General features: G+C 41.0%; 24 protein-coding genes. 4 read left to right on the forward strand and 20 right to left on the reverse strand.

Translation table 11 applies throughout. The features are described from left to right. Positions 1-63: 63 nt before the first annotated feature. Both purU and L6I86_RS15165 read right to left on the reverse strand, forming a co-directional pair. The gene (gene purU, locus L6I86_RS15160; RefSeq protein ID WP_236288338.1) at positions 64-963 is read right to left on the reverse strand and encodes a formyltetrahydrofolate deformylase; all 900 of its coding nucleotides are present in this window, start codon (positions 961-963) and stop codon (positions 64-66) included. 35 nt (positions 964-998) lie between these two features. Continuing rightward, entirely contained in the window at positions 999-2,126 is a 1,128-nt protein-coding gene (locus L6I86_RS15165; protein WP_236288340.1) for a deoxyribonuclease IV, read from the reverse strand. 123 nt (positions 2,127-2,249) lie between these two features. On the opposite strand from L6I86_RS15165, the gene L6I86_RS15170 reads away from it, so the two are divergent. Further along, positions 2,250-2,678: a DUF2621 domain-containing protein gene (locus L6I86_RS15170; protein ID WP_236288342.1), complete on the forward strand. Its 429-nt coding sequence runs from the start codon at positions 2,250-2,252 to the stop codon at positions 2,676-2,678. A 50-nt stretch (positions 2,679-2,728) separates the two neighbouring features. Here L6I86_RS15170 and L6I86_RS15175 read toward each other — a convergent pair whose 3' ends face one another. From L6I86_RS15175 to L6I86_RS15245, 15 genes are all read right to left on the reverse strand, one after another. Then, positions 2,729-3,283: a serine O-acetyltransferase gene (locus L6I86_RS15175; protein WP_236288344.1), complete on the reverse strand. Its 555-nt coding sequence runs from the start codon at positions 3,281-3,283 to the stop codon at positions 2,729-2,731. A gap of 38 nt (positions 3,284-3,321) precedes the next feature. Continuing rightward, positions 3,322-4,530 (reverse strand): polysaccharide pyruvyl transferase family protein, encoded by a 1,209-nt coding sequence (locus L6I86_RS15180; protein WP_276574864.1) that lies wholly within the window; start codon positions 4,528-4,530, stop codon positions 3,322-3,324. Next, a complete protein-coding gene (gene murJ / locus L6I86_RS15185) occupies positions 4,527-6,083 on the reverse strand; it encodes a murein biosynthesis integral membrane protein MurJ (protein WP_236288348.1) in 1,557 nt (518 codons plus the stop codon). Before murJ ends, L6I86_RS15180 begins: the two co-directional genes overlap by 4 nt. Beyond that, positions 6,064-7,356 carry a hypothetical protein gene (locus L6I86_RS15190; RefSeq protein ID WP_236288351.1) on the reverse strand — a complete coding sequence of 431 codons (1,293 nt, stop codon included), beginning with the start codon at positions 7,354-7,356 and terminating at the stop codon, positions 6,064-6,066. The genes murJ and L6I86_RS15190 overlap by 20 nt, the downstream gene beginning before the upstream one ends. A 71-nt stretch (positions 7,357-7,427) precedes the next feature. Further along, positions 7,428-8,486 (reverse strand): glycosyltransferase family 4 protein, encoded by a 1,059-nt coding sequence (locus tag L6I86_RS15195; protein WP_236288352.1) that lies wholly within the window; start codon positions 8,484-8,486, stop codon positions 7,428-7,430. A 13-nt stretch (positions 8,487-8,499) separates the two neighbouring features. Beyond that, the gene (gene pssE, locus L6I86_RS15200; RefSeq protein WP_236288353.1) at positions 8,500-8,982 is read right to left on the reverse strand and encodes a PssE/Cps14G family polysaccharide biosynthesis glycosyltransferase; all 483 of its coding nucleotides are present in this window, start codon (positions 8,980-8,982) and stop codon (positions 8,500-8,502) included. Continuing rightward, a complete protein-coding gene (gene pssD, locus L6I86_RS15205; protein WP_236288355.1) occupies positions 8,979-9,437 on the reverse strand; it encodes a PssD/Cps14F family polysaccharide biosynthesis glycosyltransferase in 459 nt (152 codons plus the stop codon). The genes pssE and pssD overlap by 4 nt, the downstream gene beginning before the upstream one ends. Before the next feature lie 86 nt (positions 9,438-9,523). Beyond that, positions 9,524-10,216 carry a sugar transferase gene (locus L6I86_RS15210; RefSeq protein WP_236288356.1) on the reverse strand — a complete coding sequence of 231 codons (693 nt, stop codon included), beginning with the start codon at positions 10,214-10,216 and terminating at the stop codon, positions 9,524-9,526. A gap of 11 nt (positions 10,217-10,227) precedes the next feature. After that, positions 10,228-11,121 carry a UTP--glucose-1-phosphate uridylyltransferase GalU gene (gene galU / locus L6I86_RS15215; protein ID WP_056608988.1) on the reverse strand — a complete coding sequence of 298 codons (894 nt, stop codon included), beginning with the start codon at positions 11,119-11,121 and terminating at the stop codon, positions 10,228-10,230. Positions 11,122-11,231: 110 nt separating this feature from the next. Beyond that, complete coding sequence (locus L6I86_RS15220; RefSeq protein WP_236288358.1) at positions 11,232-11,921, reverse strand: CpsD/CapB family tyrosine-protein kinase; 690 nt, start codon at positions 11,919-11,921, stop codon at positions 11,232-11,234. Then, entirely contained in the window at positions 11,902-12,657 is a 756-nt protein-coding gene (locus L6I86_RS15225; RefSeq protein ID WP_236288361.1) for a YveK family protein, read from the reverse strand. Before L6I86_RS15225 ends, L6I86_RS15220 begins: the two co-directional genes overlap by 20 nt. Positions 12,658-12,672: 15 nt before the next feature. Beyond that, complete coding sequence (locus L6I86_RS15230; protein ID WP_236288363.1) at positions 12,673-13,440, reverse strand: tyrosine-protein phosphatase; 768 nt, start codon at positions 13,438-13,440, stop codon at positions 12,673-12,675. Further along, positions 13,434-13,874 carry a hypothetical protein gene (locus L6I86_RS15235; RefSeq protein WP_236288365.1) on the reverse strand — a complete coding sequence of 147 codons (441 nt, stop codon included), beginning with the start codon at positions 13,872-13,874 and terminating at the stop codon, positions 13,434-13,436. The genes L6I86_RS15230 and L6I86_RS15235 overlap by 7 nt, the downstream gene beginning before the upstream one ends. A gap of 134 nt (positions 13,875-14,008) precedes the next feature. Then, complete coding sequence (locus L6I86_RS15240) at positions 14,009-14,161, reverse strand: hypothetical protein (protein WP_157256765.1); 153 nt, start codon at positions 14,159-14,161, stop codon at positions 14,009-14,011. A gap of 363 nt (positions 14,162-14,524) precedes the next feature. Further along, positions 14,525-15,523: an LCP family protein gene (locus tag L6I86_RS15245; RefSeq protein WP_236288367.1), complete on the reverse strand. Its 999-nt coding sequence runs from the start codon at positions 15,521-15,523 to the stop codon at positions 14,525-14,527. A 597-nt stretch (positions 15,524-16,120) separates the two neighbouring features. On the opposite strand from L6I86_RS15245, the gene L6I86_RS15250 reads away from it, so the two are divergent. Next, complete coding sequence (locus L6I86_RS15250) at positions 16,121-16,489, forward strand: helix-turn-helix domain-containing protein (protein ID WP_082595196.1); 369 nt, start codon at positions 16,121-16,123, stop codon at positions 16,487-16,489. 31 nt (positions 16,490-16,520) lie between these two features. Here L6I86_RS15250 and L6I86_RS15255 read toward each other — a convergent pair whose 3' ends face one another. Beyond that, entirely contained in the window at positions 16,521-17,027 is a 507-nt protein-coding gene (locus L6I86_RS15255) for a tyrosine-type recombinase/integrase (protein WP_236288369.1), read from the reverse strand. A 238-nt stretch (positions 17,028-17,265) separates the two neighbouring features. On the opposite strand from L6I86_RS15255, the gene L6I86_RS15260 reads away from it, so the two are divergent. Continuing rightward, positions 17,266-17,556 (forward strand): hypothetical protein, encoded by a 291-nt coding sequence (locus tag L6I86_RS15260; RefSeq protein WP_236288372.1) that lies wholly within the window; start codon positions 17,266-17,268, stop codon positions 17,554-17,556. A 50-nt stretch (positions 17,557-17,606) separates the two neighbouring features. Here the strand turns inward: L6I86_RS15260 and L6I86_RS15265 are convergent, their stop codons facing one another. Next, complete coding sequence (locus L6I86_RS15265) at positions 17,607-18,473, reverse strand: metallophosphoesterase (RefSeq protein ID WP_236288374.1); 867 nt, start codon at positions 18,471-18,473, stop codon at positions 17,607-17,609. Between the two features lie 197 nt (positions 18,474-18,670). On the opposite strand from L6I86_RS15265, the gene L6I86_RS15270 reads away from it, so the two are divergent. Then, positions 18,671-18,844 carry an anti-repressor SinI family protein gene (locus L6I86_RS15270; protein ID WP_236288662.1) on the forward strand — a complete coding sequence of 58 codons (174 nt, stop codon included), beginning with the start codon at positions 18,671-18,673 and terminating at the stop codon, positions 18,842-18,844. A 19-nt stretch (positions 18,845-18,863) separates the two neighbouring features. Here the strand turns inward: L6I86_RS15270 and L6I86_RS15275 are convergent, their stop codons facing one another. Next, positions 18,864-19,205, reverse strand: a complete 342-nt coding sequence (locus tag L6I86_RS15275; RefSeq protein ID WP_056608967.1) for a helix-turn-helix domain-containing protein — start codon at positions 19,203-19,205, stop codon at positions 18,864-18,866. Positions 19,206-19,222 lie beyond the last annotated feature (17 nt).

Genomic DNA, 19,222 nt, shown 5'->3' on the forward strand with positions numbered 1-19,222 from the left:
CGTTATACTTCTCGCCTATATATAAATAGGCTGTACCCATAACTGGGTACAACCTGCTTTATACTAGTTAAAAACAACCGTTTTATTATTGTGAACGATAATCCGATCCTCCACATGCCACGCTACTGCGCGTGCAAGAACGATTCGTTCGATGTGACGACCAATTCTTTTCAAATCCTCAACATTATCTCGGTGACTCACACGCTGCACATCCTGCTCAATAATCGGACCGGCGTCTAGCTCGTCCGTCACATAATGCGCTGTCGCACCAATAATCTTGACTCCGCGGTTATGCGCTTGCGCATAAGGCTTACCGCCTACAAAAGCAGGTAAGAAGGAGTGGTGAATATTGATGATGCGATTTGCGTAATTTTGGATAAATGATGGGGAAACGATCTGCATATAGCGCGCAAGCACAATCGCATCGACGCCATCACCAATAACCTCAAGCTGGCGCTGTTCCGCCTCTGCTTTGGTTGCCGCGGTAACTGGAATGTGATGAAATGGAATCCCGAAGGGCTCCACTAGAGAACGCATATCATTGTGGTTAGAGATCACCATCGCAATATCCGCATTGAGATCCCCTGCACGCCAATGCCATAACAATTCGAGCAAGGCATGGTCTTCCTTCGAAACGAAGATCGCAATCCGCTTCTTCTGACTTGCCAGGGCAAGGCTCCAGTCCATCGAGAACTTCTCAGCAACGGTGGAGAAATCCGCTCTTAATGTCTCTACGCGACTCGCCAATTCCGTTAAATCGAATTCAATTCGGATGAAGAACATCCCGCCTTCTGGATCCATCGTGTACTGATCCGATTGCACAATATTGGCACCATATTCAAATAGGAATTGTGATACTGCTGCTACTATACCCGGCTGATCCGGGCAAGAAATTAGCATTCTTGCTCTATTCACCAAATCGCTCTCCCGGCGATTTGAGCTGTTCGTGGTTCCCGCTTCCATCTGTATCCCCCTAGCAATTTCTGTCTATGTGAAACTTAAGCCTTCTTCAAGATGTCATTTCCAGCAAGCCAAACAATCAATCGTTGATTGATTTGTTCTTCACTTAGATCAGCGAAAAGGCGTTCCTCATGAAGCATATCATATAAACGTTCCAGCGGCTCACGTCCATCCGCTTTCTTCGCTTTGGCATCATTTTTGAGCAATTCCCATGTTTTAAGAACGAAGTCACGGTAGTGAATATCTTTTTTGTTCATCAAAAAGTCAATTCGCTCCACTTGGTCCAGGAACTCGCCGCCAAATCGGCCACTTAAGTTGCCGGAAAGCAAGGCGATTTCCGCTTCATACATCGGACGTTGTGTTTTGTCTTCTTTTCCAATCCAAGGCGTCTCTAAGATCATAGGCAAATGCTGCAACTTCTCATGATTAGCAATATTATTCATCGCTTCGAAGCCAATCCATCCTGAACCTAGTGGTGCGTGGCGATCCTTGCTAGCTCCGCGAGGATTCTTACTGTCATTCAAATGAATGACACCGAGCTTCTCAAGTCCGATCGTACGATCGAAATGGTGCAGCACGCCGTCCAAATCATTCACGATATCATACCCCGCATCGTGAATATGGCAAGTATCCATACATACAGTCAACTTGTTGTTGAACTCTACGCGCTCCATGATTTCTGCGATTTCCTCGAAGCTACGGCCAATTTCGGTCCCTTTACCAGCCATCGTTTCCAGCGCAATGTTAACATTCGTATCTTTAACCCCAGCAAGCACTTCATTCAAGCCATCAGCAATTCTTTCAATCCCATAGTCGGCATCCTTGTCCGTGTAAGCACCAGGATGAAGTACGATATTGCGAACACCGATGTAATCCGTCCGGCGGATTTCTTCTTGAAGGAAACGCACTGCGAGTTCAAAGGTATCATCTTTATAAGAACCCAAGTTGATAATGTATGGTGCATGAACGACGATTTCATTCATGGCATGCTTGTCCATTACAGCTTTGCCTTCTTCAATATACTGCTCTTCGATCGGTTTACGGCGCGTATTTTGCGGTGCGCCTGTGTATATCATAAACGTGGATGATCCGTAGGAAACGGCTTCTTCTGCTGCATTTAGTAAGCCTTTATCTGAGAAGGAAACGTGTGATCCAATTTTCGGCATAGTTCATAACTCCTTTATTAGTAGCTGCTACCCTCCTATTTTACTCGTATTGTCGCAAGAAATCTAGAAATAAGGTATAATTCTTACTATCTATTTGAAGCAAATTAGTGAGGTGACAAATAAATGGCGAATGATTTCTTTATGTATTTCATCATTTTCTGGGTATGCGTGTTACTTGCATTCATGTCCATCGGCGGGTTCTTCATGTTCCGCAAGTTTATTAAGGTCCTTCCCAAAGAGGACGGCAAGTCCAAACTCGATTGGCAAAATCATTATGTGGACACGTCTCGTCATCTATGGACAGCGGATTCCAAAGCATTTCTCGACCAATTAGTATCACCTGTCCCGACAGCGTTCCGTGATATTGCCAAGCATTCCATCGCCGCGCGCATCGGACAAGTAGCTCTAGAGGGCAATGCGAATGAGGTCACACGAGAACACTGTATCGAAGGTTACATACTTGCAACGCCGAAACGAGACTATCGGAGCTTGACGAGCTTTCTCGAAAAGCAAAAGATTGATTACAGCGCGTTCAAGCATTTATTGAACTAGAAAATGAAGAAAACACGCCCTCTCTCATCCAGAGGGCGTGTTTTTTGAGTCTATTCCCATCCCTTGTAACTAATAATTTTGGCTGGCACACCTGCAACAACAGCGTTATCAGGCACATCTTTCGTTACGACCGAATTCGCACCAATCATCACATTATTACCAACAACTATTTTTCCAATAATTTTGGCTCCAGGTGCGATATATACCTTATTTCCTATTTGTGGAACCCCCTTCTTTTCCCCCCTGCCGGCAATCCCGATCGTAACGCCTTGTCCAATATTGCAGTTCTCACCGATGATGGTATCCCGATGAACCACGATCGTGCCATAATGAGGCAAATAGACCCCTTTGCCAATTTGGGTTCCGAGCGGAATTTGAATGCCCATCACAATTGAAACGAATTTATGAAGGATAAACAGGATGATATATAACAATTGTTTAATAACTGGAATCCTAAAATGATCTTTCACATAACTCCCTGCTCGATAGATGATGAGATACCACATAGGCTCATGCAGAAATAGCATTTTCATTTTCGATAATAAACTAACGTGGTTTCCTACTTTTACATAACGATGAATGTCAGCTCTTAAATAAGTAATCAAGGCATCTCACCCCTTTATATCCATTTGGTTTAGCCCATTTATAACACTTTAAGAATTTGGGCTGGCAACTCTGCTTCTTCCACAACAAGCGGAATTTCCTTAGCAAGTTTAGCCCTTACTTCCTGCCTATTCAGCCAACAATGATGGATCATTTGTATGAAGGACTCGGGTTCAATATCCGAGATATCCACCACATAGTCATGTAAACCAAGCATTTCCATAATGCCTCTCGTTTTATGTTCATAATTGATGGCGACAGTCGGTATATGATTGGAGAGAGCAAAAATATTGGAGTGCATTCTAGTCCCAACAAACATATCCATTTTAGAATATAAATATTTCAATTCCCTGGGGTGGAAATCAAACGCCAACAACTCAGCATGCCCGGCGTCTATTCCTTCTAGCACTTCTCTGCTGATGATCCTATCATCATTAAAGGCATTGGGCCCCAGCACTTGAGGCATTAACAATACCTTCCCCTTATAGTTCTGATGAATATACTGAATCGCATATCGGATACTTGCAATATACTTGGACCTATAAGCTTGCGTATCCTTCATCTCTGGAAAATTCCAATCCCTAACCGTGAACCCAATAATGGGGCCTGCATGTGACTCCTTAATTCCCTCCATTATGCTATCTACCCGTGGAGAGCTAACTTCCTGCATTGAAAAAGCTGAATCAGGAACTAATACTACGTTCTTATTGCTGCACCCTATTTTCTCAAGCCATCGTTTGGATACAGCTTCTCTCAGGAAGATTCGATCTACCTGGTCGAGAATCTCCTTCGCCAGCTTTTGCATATAGGAATTATAAAAAGGGCCAATGGATTGCGAATAAATAACAACTGGCTTGCCGTAGTTAAAAGCGGTTTTAATTTGAACCAAATGCTGCATAAGCGCTACACTAAATCTGTGTGAAAGTAAAAATCCCCCTCCACAACTTACCACCACATCCGCCCATTCATAATCATCTGATTTTATTTTCCTTAGATTCTTCAAATAAGGCAGCAGCCTCAATACCGATCCAATCTTTTCTATTTTCGAAGTATCTGGGTCAATCGAAACATTATCCACACAAGAAGTAACCTGTTCTTCATAAAATTCATTATCGATTTCCGGGAATCTACTATGAATGCGAATACTGCAATCGATATTGTGTTTTTTGATCGCATCAATCATCGAAAGAACAATACCTGCATCTCCTTTATTCTTGGAGGAATGAGCATTAATAATTAAGATATTCATCCTAGCTTCATCTCCTTTTTCCTATGAAAGAGTAGCTTCTTCATGAAGATGATAAGGTCATCTTCTTTCATGACAAGTAATAGAGCAATAAAAGTGAAGTAGGCTAACAGCGTGTATAAACTTAATCCAATGACCGTGTAAAATGTATTCATTACGAATAAGCTGCCGAACACATGAACCAGCTTTAGCAAATAGATAGCTAATCCACATCCTCCCATGGCCACGGAAAGCTTAATCATTTTTCGGATAAAGTCTTTCGACCATACGAAATCTTGTTTCTTTTTGAGTAAAATGGCCGTAATAACTGCTGTGATGATAAACGCCATACTTGCTGATAACCCGAGCCCTATAATGCCCATCGTTTTCACTAAAATGAAACTGAGAACAATGTTCACCACTGTGCCAGAAATCATAATATAGGTTGGTGTTCTCGTATCTCCGTAACTATAGAAAGCTCTCAATGTGACCTCTCTAAACCCAATGGCAATGATCCCTATGGAATAGGCCCAAAAAATAGCTGAAGTCATTGCCGTGGCTTGCGCATCAAAACTTCCTCTTTCTAACAGTGTTTGGACGATGACATGACTAAAAGACATGAATATGACGGTTAGAGGCATTAAGAGAATGAATAGTGAAAACAAACTATTGTGCGTTAGTGTACTAACTTTCTCGTAATCTTGGTTATGTGAAAGCCGTGATAGTTCAGGGAACGTAAGTGTAATTACGGGGGTAATACAGATGCCGGTCGCTATCCCCCTTAAATTAAAGGCATAGGACAGAGCAGCAATTGCTCCCTCAGAAATGCCTGACGCCAATATCCGGTCTACGACGGAACTAAATTGCGTGAAGCCAGAGCTAATCAGGATCGGATAGAGCAATAGCAAGAATGTCTTAGAGTTTGAACTCCAAAGCTCCACATTTCTGACGACTTTATAGTGATGACCCTTAATCAGGAAGTAAAGTATGATAAGTTGTAGGACATAGGAGACCAGCGTTGTAACGGCGACACCAACAATCCCATACTTATCTGCGAATAACCAGAGATAGGCAATAATGATGAGGTTATTGGGAAGGATGCTTGCTGCTGAAGCCATATAGTCATGAAATGTATTCAACATTAAGGTATAGATCTGAATGGCGATGACAATAAATACGAGAGGAAATAATATTCTCACCAGCGTGATGGCCATGGCTTCCGCTTCCTCTGTTAAGCCAGGCGCAAGTAGATGAATAAAATGTTGTGTAAATACGATTACCAACGTATAAGCCACAATAAAAATAGCAAAAAATAGGAATAACACATTGTTCGTAAATACATTCGATTTTCTTTTATCCGAAGCAAAATTAACAAATAAGGGGAGAAACACGCTGCTGAGTGTAAAGGAGAATGTGATAGCTAACATAGTTGGCGTTAACGCAACGTAGTAAGCATCTGCCAGTGAAGAAGTCCCGTAATTTTTGGCTATCAATATTTCCCTTGTAAATCCGAGTATCTTACTTACTATTGTGATCAAAAATAAGACTAGCCCCGTTTTAAACAGTACTCGAGTCATAGGAATACTTCCTTTTGGCATAGAGTTGTACGCTTGCCTGACTGCTTAGTAAGTGATCTCCTTTTTCAACTTGAGAGGCTGCCATGCCCATGACCGCAAAAATAAAAATATACTGTGGAGAGCCATTAAATATTTGCTCCCCTAACGATTCTACCAAGCTCTGAATTATGATAAATAAAGAAAAGAGGAGAAATACTTTCCCATTCTTGCTGACTCTTGCGTCATGCAATTTCACATAAATCCCTCTCATAACGTAGATAAAGAAAGTAACAAATAGGATGGTTCCCAGAATGCCAACCTCGCCAATAATCGATGGCCAGTACGTATCGGTTGCCCACTTCGGATCATCTGGGCTCAAACCGTATACGCTTTGTAAACCATATTCATAATAAACAGGACTGTAGTCCACTCTGGCTATCCAACTCCCAAATCTCCCAAATCCCTCCCCTAACGGAAAATCATGAAACCCAATTGTAAATCCCGTGTGATACAAGGCTTTACGAGCCGAGTCCATATAATCTACGGAGATGTATCTGTCTATGGTTAACATGGTCAGATTGTTTATCATGTCTCCAAAAAACAAGTAGATGATGATGCCTACGCACGCAAGTGCTGCCGTATAGATGCGTTTCTTCATGGCAACTAAAGTTAAGATAACGGCTATTGCCAGCAACACCTTAAATCGCAGCGAAAGAAAAGCAAGGATAAAGAAAACAATCGTATAGATGAGTGATTTTTTGGGTTTGTGAACGAGATAATGCGATAAATAGTACAAACCTACAAATACCATAAACCAGCCATAGGTACCTGGATGAATAAAAAAGGATTGCACACTGACTAAATTAGATCTCGCATCCAATAAATTGTTCGTATGCAAGAGATTTCGAAACTGCTCATGGAACAAGAGATCAACAAGCGCAAAAACAGCTGCCAGCCCACCAAGAACCTTAAAAAAACGCATCAGTTGCCGAATATTATTTTCGTTCATCGTTAGATTTTCAAATATAAAAAACAGTAAGAACCCTTTTATGGTTAGTAATCCACCGGCTAATGTCGTACTTAAGGGCACTTGATTCATGGCACTAGACAGCAACCCGAAAAACAGCACCCCTATCGTGACTAACGACAAGATCAATGTACTTTTCTTAATTCTAAAATTAGATTTAACAAGGATGATACCAATGCTTCCTATAATGAAGAATTCGTCCACGTAAGATAAATAGCTGCCTAAAGTGCTGTTCATTTGGATGGTTATCAGATCCTGAGCAAACATGAATAAAAAAAAGCACAAGATACCTCTCATCGTTAAGCTCACTATGAATCATTCCTTTTAGATGCTATTTGTCATTTTAAAATAAGCCTTTGATACATGTGTGATAATTCTTTCATCAGCATATTGATATCGAATTGATTATGAATCAATTTCCTGTTCTTCTCTCCCATTTTAATAATCGTGTGCTGGTCATTTATTAGCATTTCCAATGATTTCGTCAGTCCCTCGATGTCACCGGGCTCAACCAGATAACCATTTTCCCCATGTTGGATAAGCTCAGGTATTCCCCCTACGTAAGTTGAAATAACCGGCAATGAAAAATTCATAGCTTCTAAGATGGCCATTGGCAACCCTTCATGGTAGGAGGGCAGCACTAGCATATCTGCTTTTCTTAGCAAGTCTTCCTTCTCATGTACATTTATCCAACCTAGCACTTCAACCGTATCCTCGATTTGATAATCTTTTAGTAGTTGTTTCACTTCCGTAATTTCGCCATCACCAGCTAACAGGAACTTACTTTTAACTCCTTTTTCTTTCAATTTTTTAATGGCTAGAAGCAGATCATATACTCCCTTTCGCTCTCCCAATCTCCCTAGGAAAAGACAAGTCGGTGTAGAATTCGTCCGGCTAAACTGCTCCTCCATTTTAAAAACCCCATTATAAAGAATCTCTATTTTCCTAGGAGGAACAATGGTAGAGAAATATTTTTTCCATTCTTGCGATAAAACCACTAATAAATCAACGCTATTTAGTATGAACTGACAATATCTCTTCTGAACCCAATTGTGATTATAAAAATCATCGAAGCTTGCTGCATGTATGTGCAGGATGATGGGAACTCTGACTATTTTACCAATCATCACCATCATGGATTTCCTGTAAAAGCTCCCACCATTGGACATATGAATATGGACGATATCTGGCCGATACCATAACAATTGATAGAGATAGCGAATCAGACCTACTATGAAGATGTGCAATCGCGCTAGTACGCTCCCCGTAATGTAAGTTTCCACTCTGGTTAACTCATACTGTTCTGTGAGATTCGATTGTTCAATATTTCTAATGACCGTAACGATTCCACCCATATCCTTTAACGATGAACCTACCACAAGTATCTTAGATTTCATCTTAGTTCCCCTCCTAACCTAAAGTTTGAATATAGGCTTTAATTGCGTAAAGGAGGTTGGATTCCTCTTGTATGTATGTGTTAAATGGTAGATCATTGATCCCTGACATAAGAAACCGTAATTGATCCACATTTTCTGCAACCTGAATGTATCCTTTTTCTTGAAAGGCAGATGAAATTTCGGATTGATGATCATCTACATGTTCGCCTAATATCTTTTTTCTAGGCATAACAATAACTTTTTTCCCACAATTGAGCGCGTTTAGAATCGATCCGATTCCACCATGCGTAATGCATGCGTCGCACTCTTTGGTTAATTTAGCTATGTCATCTTGTTTGTAAAAGTCGGAATACGGATAATGCTTGGGCTTATAATCCGAATATCCAATCTGAGCGATAACGGAATCTGTCAGTACGCCTTCCTCTACTAATTGATCTACTGAACGTAATAATCGATTGAATTGAAACCTCTGCGTACCTACCGTTACTAAAATCAATATAAGCTCCCCCTGTACGTCCCTTCGGGATAAACTTCTCTTAATTGCTCCCATTGAATATAAAATTGATCTGCAATTTTATAAATGAACCTACCGGTTACACTCGACGTATACACTTTAGCAAAGCTTTCAATGTACACAATTTTCGACCCGAACATTTTCCCTAGAAAGCAGAGTCCAAGTACAGCACCCGCTCCCGTAGTTATAATGACCTTGGGCCTCTCCTTCATTAAGATATACATGGACATCAACAAATTCAGGAGTAAATGGATGATGAGAAGTAGATTTTTTCTTTCCTGCTGCGCTAAGAAATAAACCCTTTCTTGGTCCTTCAGACTCCGACTCATCTCACTTTGCTCTGTAATAATAAAGTAGTTATGTTCAGCAACTGCTGGAATGATCTTCTTCAATTCACCCAAGTGTCCTCCTGTGGAACTAGCTAAACAGATCTTCATCTAAGCTCTCTCCTTTTTGATGATAACTGGGGAATGTACGTCACACCCCAGTTATCATCAATCAAATGGACGAATTCAGACTTCAATTAATAAGCATTTTTAGAACCGAGCAAGGCGCTGAATGTTTTCAGAATGATTTTTAATTCAAATGAGATTCTCCGTTCACGAATATATGTCAAATCCAATTCCACCATTTCCTCAAACCCAACATCGTTTCTCCCACTAACCTGCCATAACCCTGTACACCCAGGAGTAACTTGCAAACGTTGCTTATGATAGGAGCTGTACTGTTCAACCTCACGAAGAAGTGGCGGTCTAGGCCCTACTAAACTCATATCTCCTTTCAACACATTCCATAATTGTGGAAGTTCATCCATACTTGTTTTTCGCATAAATTTCCCGACCTTGGTAATACGAGGGTCTTCTTTCATTTTAAACATATGACCTTCCACTTCATTTTGATCGAGTAGATCCGCAAGAAGCTCTTCTGCATTCGATACCATCGATCTAAACTTGTACATGTTGAATACTTTCTCATCTTTACCTACTCGCTGCTGATAAAAGAATATGTGTCCCTTAGGATCTTCCAACTTCATACGTATAGCTAGCACAATGAACAAGGGTAAACAACAAAGAAGTCCAAAACATGCACCTATAATATCCAATACTCGTTTAGCAATTAAATAGTAAACCATGGAGCTATCTGCGTTTTTCCATCTCGTTCTAGGATAGTATTGGTTTGCTTCGATCACCGATGAATCGTTGGATAATTTAGACATTCGCTTCCCTCCTAACCAATCGCGCGAGGTGACTTTTCACGTTTCAGCACTTCATTGAGCGCCTGCAAGAGTGGCACCCTAAGCTCATTGTTCCGAAGAGCGAAATCTAACGAAGTAAGGATAAACCCGAGCTTTTCACCAACATCATACCTAATCCCATTAAAATGATAGGCATACACATTCTGTATCTCATTCAGTTTCGAAATGGCATCCGTCAGTTGGATTTCTCCTCCTGCACCACGTTCCTGAAGGTCGAGAAATTCAAATATTTCCGGCGTAAGAATGTAGCGTCCCATAATGGCAAGCTTGGAAGGTGCTGTCCCCGGTTGTGGTTTTTCCACAAGATTGCGAACTTGATATAATTTCCCGTTCCTGTTCACAGGATCTATAATGCCATATCGTTTGGTTTCTTCCTCAGAAACAGGCTGTACGCCAATTACGGAGCATTGCGTCCTTTCATATTGATTCATCAATTGTTTTAAACAAGGTACGTCCGCCGTTACAATATCATCACCTAGTAACACAGCGAAGGGCTCGTTACCAATAAAGCGACGCGCACACCAAACGGCATGACCAAGTCCTTTCGCTTCCTTTTGACGAATATAATGAATGTCTACTTTGGCAGGCCTCAGAATTTCCTCAAGAAGCTCCAACTTCCCTTTCTCCGCTAAGCTGTATTCCAATTCAAAAGCATTGTCGAAATGGTCCTCGATGGCGCGCTTTCCTTTCCCCGTCACAATGATGATGTCCTCAATTCCTGATTCAACGGCTTCTTCAACGATGTATTGAATGGTCGGCTTATCGACAATGGGCAGCATTTCTTTCGGCATCGCTTTCGTTGCGGGTAAAAATCGGGTCCCTAAACCAGCTGCAGGAATAATTGCTTTCCTTACTGTTCTCTCCATCCAATACTCCTCCTAATATCTCTTCTCTATTTAGCTTCTTTTGTTGGTTTTAAAAAAACCAGGCATGCTGTCTTCTTGATGAAAACAACACGACTCGATCTTTTAACTAGCTATTCCTTATCTCCATAATAGTAATAATAGGCAGCGTCACTTTTCCTATGACGTTTGTTGTTGAGGACGACACCTAGAATCTTTGCCTGGACCCTTTCCAAGTTATGAATAGCCTTTCTTGCCATATCTCGTTTGACTTTCCCATCACTAATGACCATGACAACACCATCACATTTGGTTGCTAAAATTTGGGCGTCTGCCACAGCTAATGTTGGCGGTGAATCAATAATGATGACATCGAATCTGGCTGTCATTTCTTCCAGGAAAGCGGTCATTTTCTGCGACATTAGCAATTCAGAAGGGTTAGGAGGAATGGGACCTGAGGTAATCAGCGATAAATTCTCAATCGACGTCTCACTGATAAACTCATCAAATTGCGTTCGATTCACAATGGCGCTAGTCAAACCATACCGATTCGATACCCCAAAATAATGATGAATGGTCGGCTTGCGTAGATCAGCATCAACAATAAGTACCTTCTTCCCCTCTTGTGCGTAGGCAACGGATAAGTTAGCAGCTGTTGTTGATTTCCCTTCTCCAGGCTGCGCCGATGTAACTAAAATCGTCTTCATGATCCGATCAATCGATGAAAACTGAATGTTCGTTCTTAAGGTTCGATAAGATTCGGACACTTGAGATTTAGGATGCAATTCTGTAATGAGTTGATGCTTATTGATTAGCGTTCGCATAGACCGTATCGCCTACCTTTCTATGTGATTTAGAAGGAGCTTTGCTTAGCATGTCTTCTGGCTTTACTCTTGAAATGGTTGCAAGTGTAGGTAAGCCAAGATATTGGTCAATGTCGACTTCCGACTGGATGGAATCATCCAAATAATCTAAGAGAAACACCAGGCCAACAGCAAACATGAGGGACAGGACGAATGCGATCGCCACATTCATGATCATATTGGGTGAAACAGGACCTTGATTATTCTCGGGCTTTGCTTCATTCAAAATAACAACATTATCCACCTTCATAATCGAAGGTATTGTATTCTTGAATACTTCGGAGACGGCATTCACTGTCTTAGCTGCCTTCTCTGCTGATAAACTTCTAATCGATATGGTCATCACTTGCGTATCCACCGTTGAACTCACAAGAATCATGTCCATGAGGTCAGCGCTTGTCACACCAAGCTCAGGATACTTCGCAACCACATTATCGAGGATGGCAGGGGTTAGAATAATTTCCTTATAGGTCTTAATCAACAACGCATTCGTCCGTATGGAATCGTAATCGAGATTATCCCTGCCTTGAATATCCGTCGATTTATTGACGATGATCTTAGAACTCGCTTCATACAGCGGAGCAATCAAATAGTAGCTCACAAGTCCAGTAACTACACTTGCCAGGAGCACAATGCTTGCAATCAATCCGATCTTTTTTTGAACAATGGTCAAATATTGTCTGAGTTCAATTTCCATTGTGACCTCCAATAGTTAATGTAATGGTAGAGACCACAACCTCCGTTTATATGGAATGGTCTCTGTCACGATCGTCTCGTTTCGTATGACACATGCCGCGTTAATGGAATACCGCTCCAGAGCTTTACGACCCTGAACCTTTTCCAAATACGAAAAAGCTTCTGCTAAATGACTCCTTCTACTGGCCAAATTATGCGCATCCGAGGCGATCAAATGAGCTAATTGCGATTTGCAAACATACATGGCGAACTTTTGTATTTTGCGACCAAATCGTCCCATCAAGGACTGTGAAGTAATCTGGCACAGGCATCCCTGTTCCACGTAGCTGTGAAGCAAGCGGGGATTTACTATAAAATCAAGCTGCCTTTCCGGATGTGCGAGGATAACTGTTAAACCAAGTACTTGCAATTCATACAAGACCTCGTCAAAATAACTAGGAATACCTGTTGGAGGCAGCTCAAGCAAAACATACTGACTATGATTCAGTGTTCGAATGCATCCTGCATCCAAGTCAAGAAGAAGTCCCTTAGTGACTCTAACTTCTTGGCCTGGAAGGATACGAACGGGAATACGACGTGTCTCAAGCTCATCATTCAACTCTTGGACAGCAAGATCAACCTTCTCTGCAATATTGTCGTGTCTTCCATCACCATGGTGAGGCGTGGCCACGATTGTATGAATACCTTCACTTAAAGCAAATTGGGCCATTTCGATGGCTTCATCCCATGTTCTAGCGCCATCATCCATACCAGGTAAGATATGACAATGTGTATCAATCAGCATGAAACATCCATTGTTGTCTTACTAGTCAGCTCCATGGCATTGAGATAGCCACGCACGGCCTTCTCAAATTCATTCTTAAATTGATGCTCCCAATAACGGAGAGTTTGTAGCACGATGGCCCCTGTCAGGGTTTCTTCCTCCAACCATTCCACGGCATAGACATAGCCATTCTCAAACTGGCTTCTTACACGAAGCACGCCGCATATCGATATGTCTTCGTTATGAAACTTAAATTGGAAACACCAAATCACATTTTCATTTATGGGTAGACTTAAATAAGAAGTGAAGCCCATTTGCGAAGGGCTAATGTCGATCACTTTGAACGGCGTATACTTGGATTCCAGCATTCGCCCGTCAATCTGTCTAATATTCATCAAACCATAACAAGGGTATCTCAAAACCATTTCTGATCCTTCAACAAACGATGTAGTCATCTATTCCCCTCCTTAATGTTACGATATGTATCATCTCGAGCCTGACTACAACAGATGCTGACTTCCATGTGCGACTAGTGTGGCGTACGTTAATGAGTTTATAGGGGATTGTTTGGACGCCGATGCGATGTGTGTTATCGCTCGGGAGTGAGGGGAGCATTGTTGGGATTAGCTTGGAGGGGTTTCTTCGACTGGCCTTCTTTCCACAACAGAAACTGTTGCAAATCCAGTCCCAAATGTCTTAAAACATCTTTAATCTCAAGTGTAACTGGCTTATCTTTTTCCATAAAAGAGCACCACTCCTGATCATGTTATGTTTTATGACATTTCGCTTTAATTCTGCTTTCAATTTATGATACATCTCGTATCTTGTCAAGAGGATTTCATAAATTAGAAAGTTCGATAGATCCTCAAAGTCTTGCATAGCACGTGTGAAAATTCAATCATCTGTTTTCAAAGTTATGCCCGGAAACCCTAGGATATGATTAGAATCCTGTATGGATTTAAGCAAGAATTCTTGTAAGCGCACCCAAGTCTGATAGAATCAGCGGCTCTCGTACGATGTTCATTTTTTAAAAAAATAATTCCGATCACCCAGATACGAAACGTATCGAAAGTGCGAAAGTTGGTTCTTTTTTGACTGCATAACTTTAATCACTAAACAACGTAGCGCTGATTTCCTTCACCTTCACCATATCCGGAATCCAATAATATAACCGTGAATGGACTAATGGATCCATTTCATAGCCACTTTGGCCAGGAACTTGCTTGGTAGTAAAATCATCCGCTGTCATTCCTTTAAATAGCCAGGCTAAGCTAATGATATCGTTATCCTGGAAATTGGTATCCACCATATCTTTTTTGACCTTTGATAACAAACCTGCGATTTCTCCAATATGCTCTGGTCTTAATATTTCTGTCGCAACCGTTTTTAATAGCTGTGTTTGCTCGCTCTGCCTGTCGAAATCTCCATTCGCAAAAGCATATCGTTCTCTTGCTAAGCTCAGCGCCAATTTGCCATCAATATGCTGCATACCTTGAGGTAGTGTCACCCCAGAATGAAGTAAATAAATATCTTTTTTAACCTCTACATTTACGCCGCCAATGGTATCGATGAAATCCTCAAAACCTTTAAAATTCGTCTTCATGTAATAATTGATCGGTACATCTAGAAAATTGGATACGGTTTGAAGCGCTTCTTTCGTCCCCTCCTCGTTACCTCCCCGCATCTCACCAAGGATATGAGCATGGTTTATTTTGGTGTATCCCACACCTTCTATGTAGACGCGACTGTCTCTGGGGATGGAAATCATATTGATTTTACGCGTGCTGGGAATAATGTGCATAACGATTACAACATCCGATCTAGCGTTCTCATCACCTCTGGCATCTGTCCCAAGAAGAAGCACATTGAATGATTTAATCGGTTTAGCAGGTACTTGCTGCGTGACTTGAAGTGTTGGCTCTACAGCAACTTTAGGCTGAATGACCGTCACTCCTTCCTCAATAGGAACCGATGGTTGGCTTAAAACGGGCACATCTACTTGCTCAAAATGATGAACGGGCTCATATTTCCAATAAACACCTAATCCCCCCCCGATGATTCCAACAAAGAGACAGCCTGCAGTGTACACTACCCAACGACGCATGTAGTCACTCCTTTAACTTCCCTATTTATTAGATACGTATTGTATCATCGAGATTGTAGAAATACAAGAAAGAAAACAAATAATAAGCCACGTCTCTTATCCAACTAAGAGAACGTGGCTTATTGGTGATCACAAGTCCATTTCATGTCTCTCATGTTGCTCCCGCCTTATCCGATCAAATCCAACTCGCAACAGCCATTCCTTCAACATAGCTCGGAAAGTAAATAGGTTGCATAGTCTCGCATTTCATACAATGGGCCAATGGAATTGTTGTATGGTAGTAGCCTGTCTTAAAAATTTTTTTGGCATAGCACTTATCCATCATTGCATTGCATTCGACACAAAATACTTTTTCATAATTAATCATCTATTCCCACCCCTTAATGTATGACTAAATGTCGTAACCTGTTACAATATGTATATAATATTCATTATATGATACATTTCGTAACTTATCAAGAGGTTATTAATTATTTCAAATACATTTTGTATCTAGTCAAATGAATCTCTGCTTTGTTATAATTATCTTCTGGTATATTTCGTTAATGATAGTGGATATAATAATTGAATGATTATGAACAGTGAGGACTGATCAAGCTGAAATACGGAGATCGAATTGCACTCTTACGTGAAAAAAGAGGACTAACCCAAGAGGACTTATCCGTCAAAATAGGTATTTCCAGAGCATCCCTGTCTCACTATGAGACCAATCGCCGGGAACCTGATTATGAAACTATTAATAAGATTGCAAATTTTTTCAATGTTTCTATTGATTATTTGCTAGGCCGTACGAACCATCAACAAACGGTCTTGGACGAAGATGTGCGGGACTTTGTCGAAAATCTCGATTTAACAGACGAGGGAATACTACAGAAGTTTTCATTAACAGTGGATGGAAAACGATTATCTGCCGAGGAAGCAAGAAGATTTATTGCTTTTGTTAGGGCTGAGCGTTCATTAGAGTAATTACTAGCTGCTCTCAACGCTCAGCCTTCCATTAGTTGTTAACACCAATATACTTTAAAGTCACGGATGGTGCTGACTGATTAAACAAATCTCTAAGTACAGAGACATTTCTCGTTTTGAGGTAGTAATGATAGCCATAGGTCTTACGAAGGGTATGCGTACCTATATCTGTTAAGCCTACCTGCTTTGCAGCCTGATTAAGAATCCGATAAACACGAATTCGCTTAATAGGGTGACCCGTACGTTGGGAAGGAAATAAGTAATTGTCTTCATCCATATATTGGACATATTCCTTAATATAAGCCTTCAGCTGCGAAGAAAGGTGGAATGTCTTTACTTTCCCCGTTTTCTCCTCTCTTACACTCACAATATTTCGATCCGTTACATCTTTTACTTTTAAATAGAGAATATCACTAAGATGGAGTCCTGAATTAATTCCAATTGTGAAAAGCAGCCAGTCACGAACCGATTGTTCTTTCAACACTTCCTGAATTTGCTCAATCTTCTCTTGTTCTCTAATTGGTTGAACAACTTGCATGAGTAGCACCTCACATGACCTTAATTAGTTTCATAGAATATGTTACGATATGTATCTATTGATATGTGGAGCTATCATATTATTGGCATACCACTCCCTTTTCATCTATTATGTTACATATTGTATCATAAATTTAAGAAATGATCTATGCTTTCACCGTTCTCAAAACCTATTATTTGCTGTATAATTCTTAATAAAGAACAATTTCAGTTACTATTCAAGAAGGGAGGTCATAAGAATGTTTAAATTCCTAAAAATACCTTTCATCCTTCTACTCTCTAGCGCAATTATGTTTCCTGCCTATTCGTCAGCATCATCAAGTACTAGTAACTCTGACAATCATTTACAAAGTAGCCCTTCTAGTTTTTATCACTTTTTCACAAATTTTTTCAACAATCCCACAGAACTGAATGCCGAATTAAATGATTTTATGGCAAGCTGGAATCATCAAGATTTTAATGATGTCGACTGGGAATCGGATGAAGCTATTAGTTCGCTGGATATTTGGAAAAAATGGTTCTGTTATTAAGCAAATAAAACCTCCGTTGCTTCATTCTCATAGCAGCGGAGGTTTTACGTTTATATGAGCTTCGTCTCCAGGACGAATACAGTAATTTCGGGTCGGCAATTGAATCGAATCGGTAATAAGGTCGTACCAATACCGCGATTGGTGTACACATGGAACTCCGTTCCGTCAAAGTTATACAAACCTATCGAGTACTTCTGGCCTAGGTCTGGTGTGAATACACTTCCATAGAAAGGGATACGAATCTGCCCACCATGACTGTGGCCGGAAAGTTGTAAATCGACAGCGTAGCTCGAAGCCAAGTCGGCAAAATCAGGCTCATGTGCGAGCAAGAGGACGAATTCATCTTGGTCTATCCCTTTTAGGGCGAGTGGTAGATTAGGTTTACCATGGAACATCTCATCCACACCGACGATATGAATACTCTCATCTCCTCGGCTGATTCTCTGGCTTCCATTGACGAGTACTTTAAAACCAGATTGCTCCAATACCTCCGTTATTCTTGCCGCATCCATACGCAGATCATGATTTCCTAGTACCGCAAATTTCCCATACGTCGCATGAAGCTGAGATAGAATTGGAATCACGTCATTCGATATTTCGCCTTGTCTGGAATCAAATAAATCGCCAGTAAAAACAAGGATGTCAGGTTCTTGTCGCTGCAGCAGCTGGGCCAATCTAGTTAAATGAGCTAAGCCATAATACTTGCTAATATGCGTATCGCTGAATTGCACGATTCGCATACCCGCGAACGAAGCTGGGTAACGCTTGTATGCTAGTTTGACCGTCGTTGTCTGGATCCAATTCGGCTCACCGAAAATACCATATACACCGCTCATCCCCGCTAATATCCCTAGAGAACCAACCGCCAATAGACTATGCTTTAGGAATGACCTGCGACTTAAGGGGGTATCGTCCATGCTGCGTCCGCCTCCTAACTAGGTCTAAAGACTTGTATCACATACAAAATAATACATAATCCCCTCCTCGATTCATGATACAGTTTGTATAATTTTAATGTGAACGGGATTGATTTCGGAGAAAAAACATGCGATAATACATATAACGATACAAAGCGTATCTTACACAGAAAGTTTTGGAGGGGTCGGTTGTGAATATGCTAAAGCAAATGGAAATAGAAGAGTATGACGCAGAGTGGATCAATCTTATTATGAGCGCTCGTAAGATGGGACTTACCATGGAAGATATCCGCGCATTCTTAAGAAGCCCCTTCCAACCCAAGAAACTAACACAAATCACAAATGAAAATGATCCTTGCATGTCCCCATAAGTTTACATAGCAATGCTAGCTATTCATCGTTAGGCCGTTTCATTCTCCATTTATTGAAATCCAAAAACTCCCGAAATTGCTGCTTATCTACACCAGAAGTCATTGCTTCTTTAATAATTTCATACCATTCCTCATCTAACTCTCGCTCACCTACAGCTATCTCTTCTTGATCATCAATAAGTCGGTCGACAGGCACTTTCAGTACAGCTGCAATCTTCTCTAGAAACTGGATAGAAGGATTCTTTTGGATGTCTCGCTCTAGGCTGCTAATATACGATTTGGCCACACCTGCCCGCTCAGCTAATTCTGTGAGGGACAGGCCCTTTTCTTTCCTTAATTGTTGTACGCGTTTACCAATCATATTAGATCTTCCCTTTA

The sequence above is a fragment of the Paenibacillus allorhizoplanae genome (genome assembly GCF_927798215.1).
Lineage (GTDB): Bacteria > Bacillota > Bacilli > Paenibacillales > NBRC-103111 > Paenibacillus_E > Paenibacillus_E allorhizoplanae.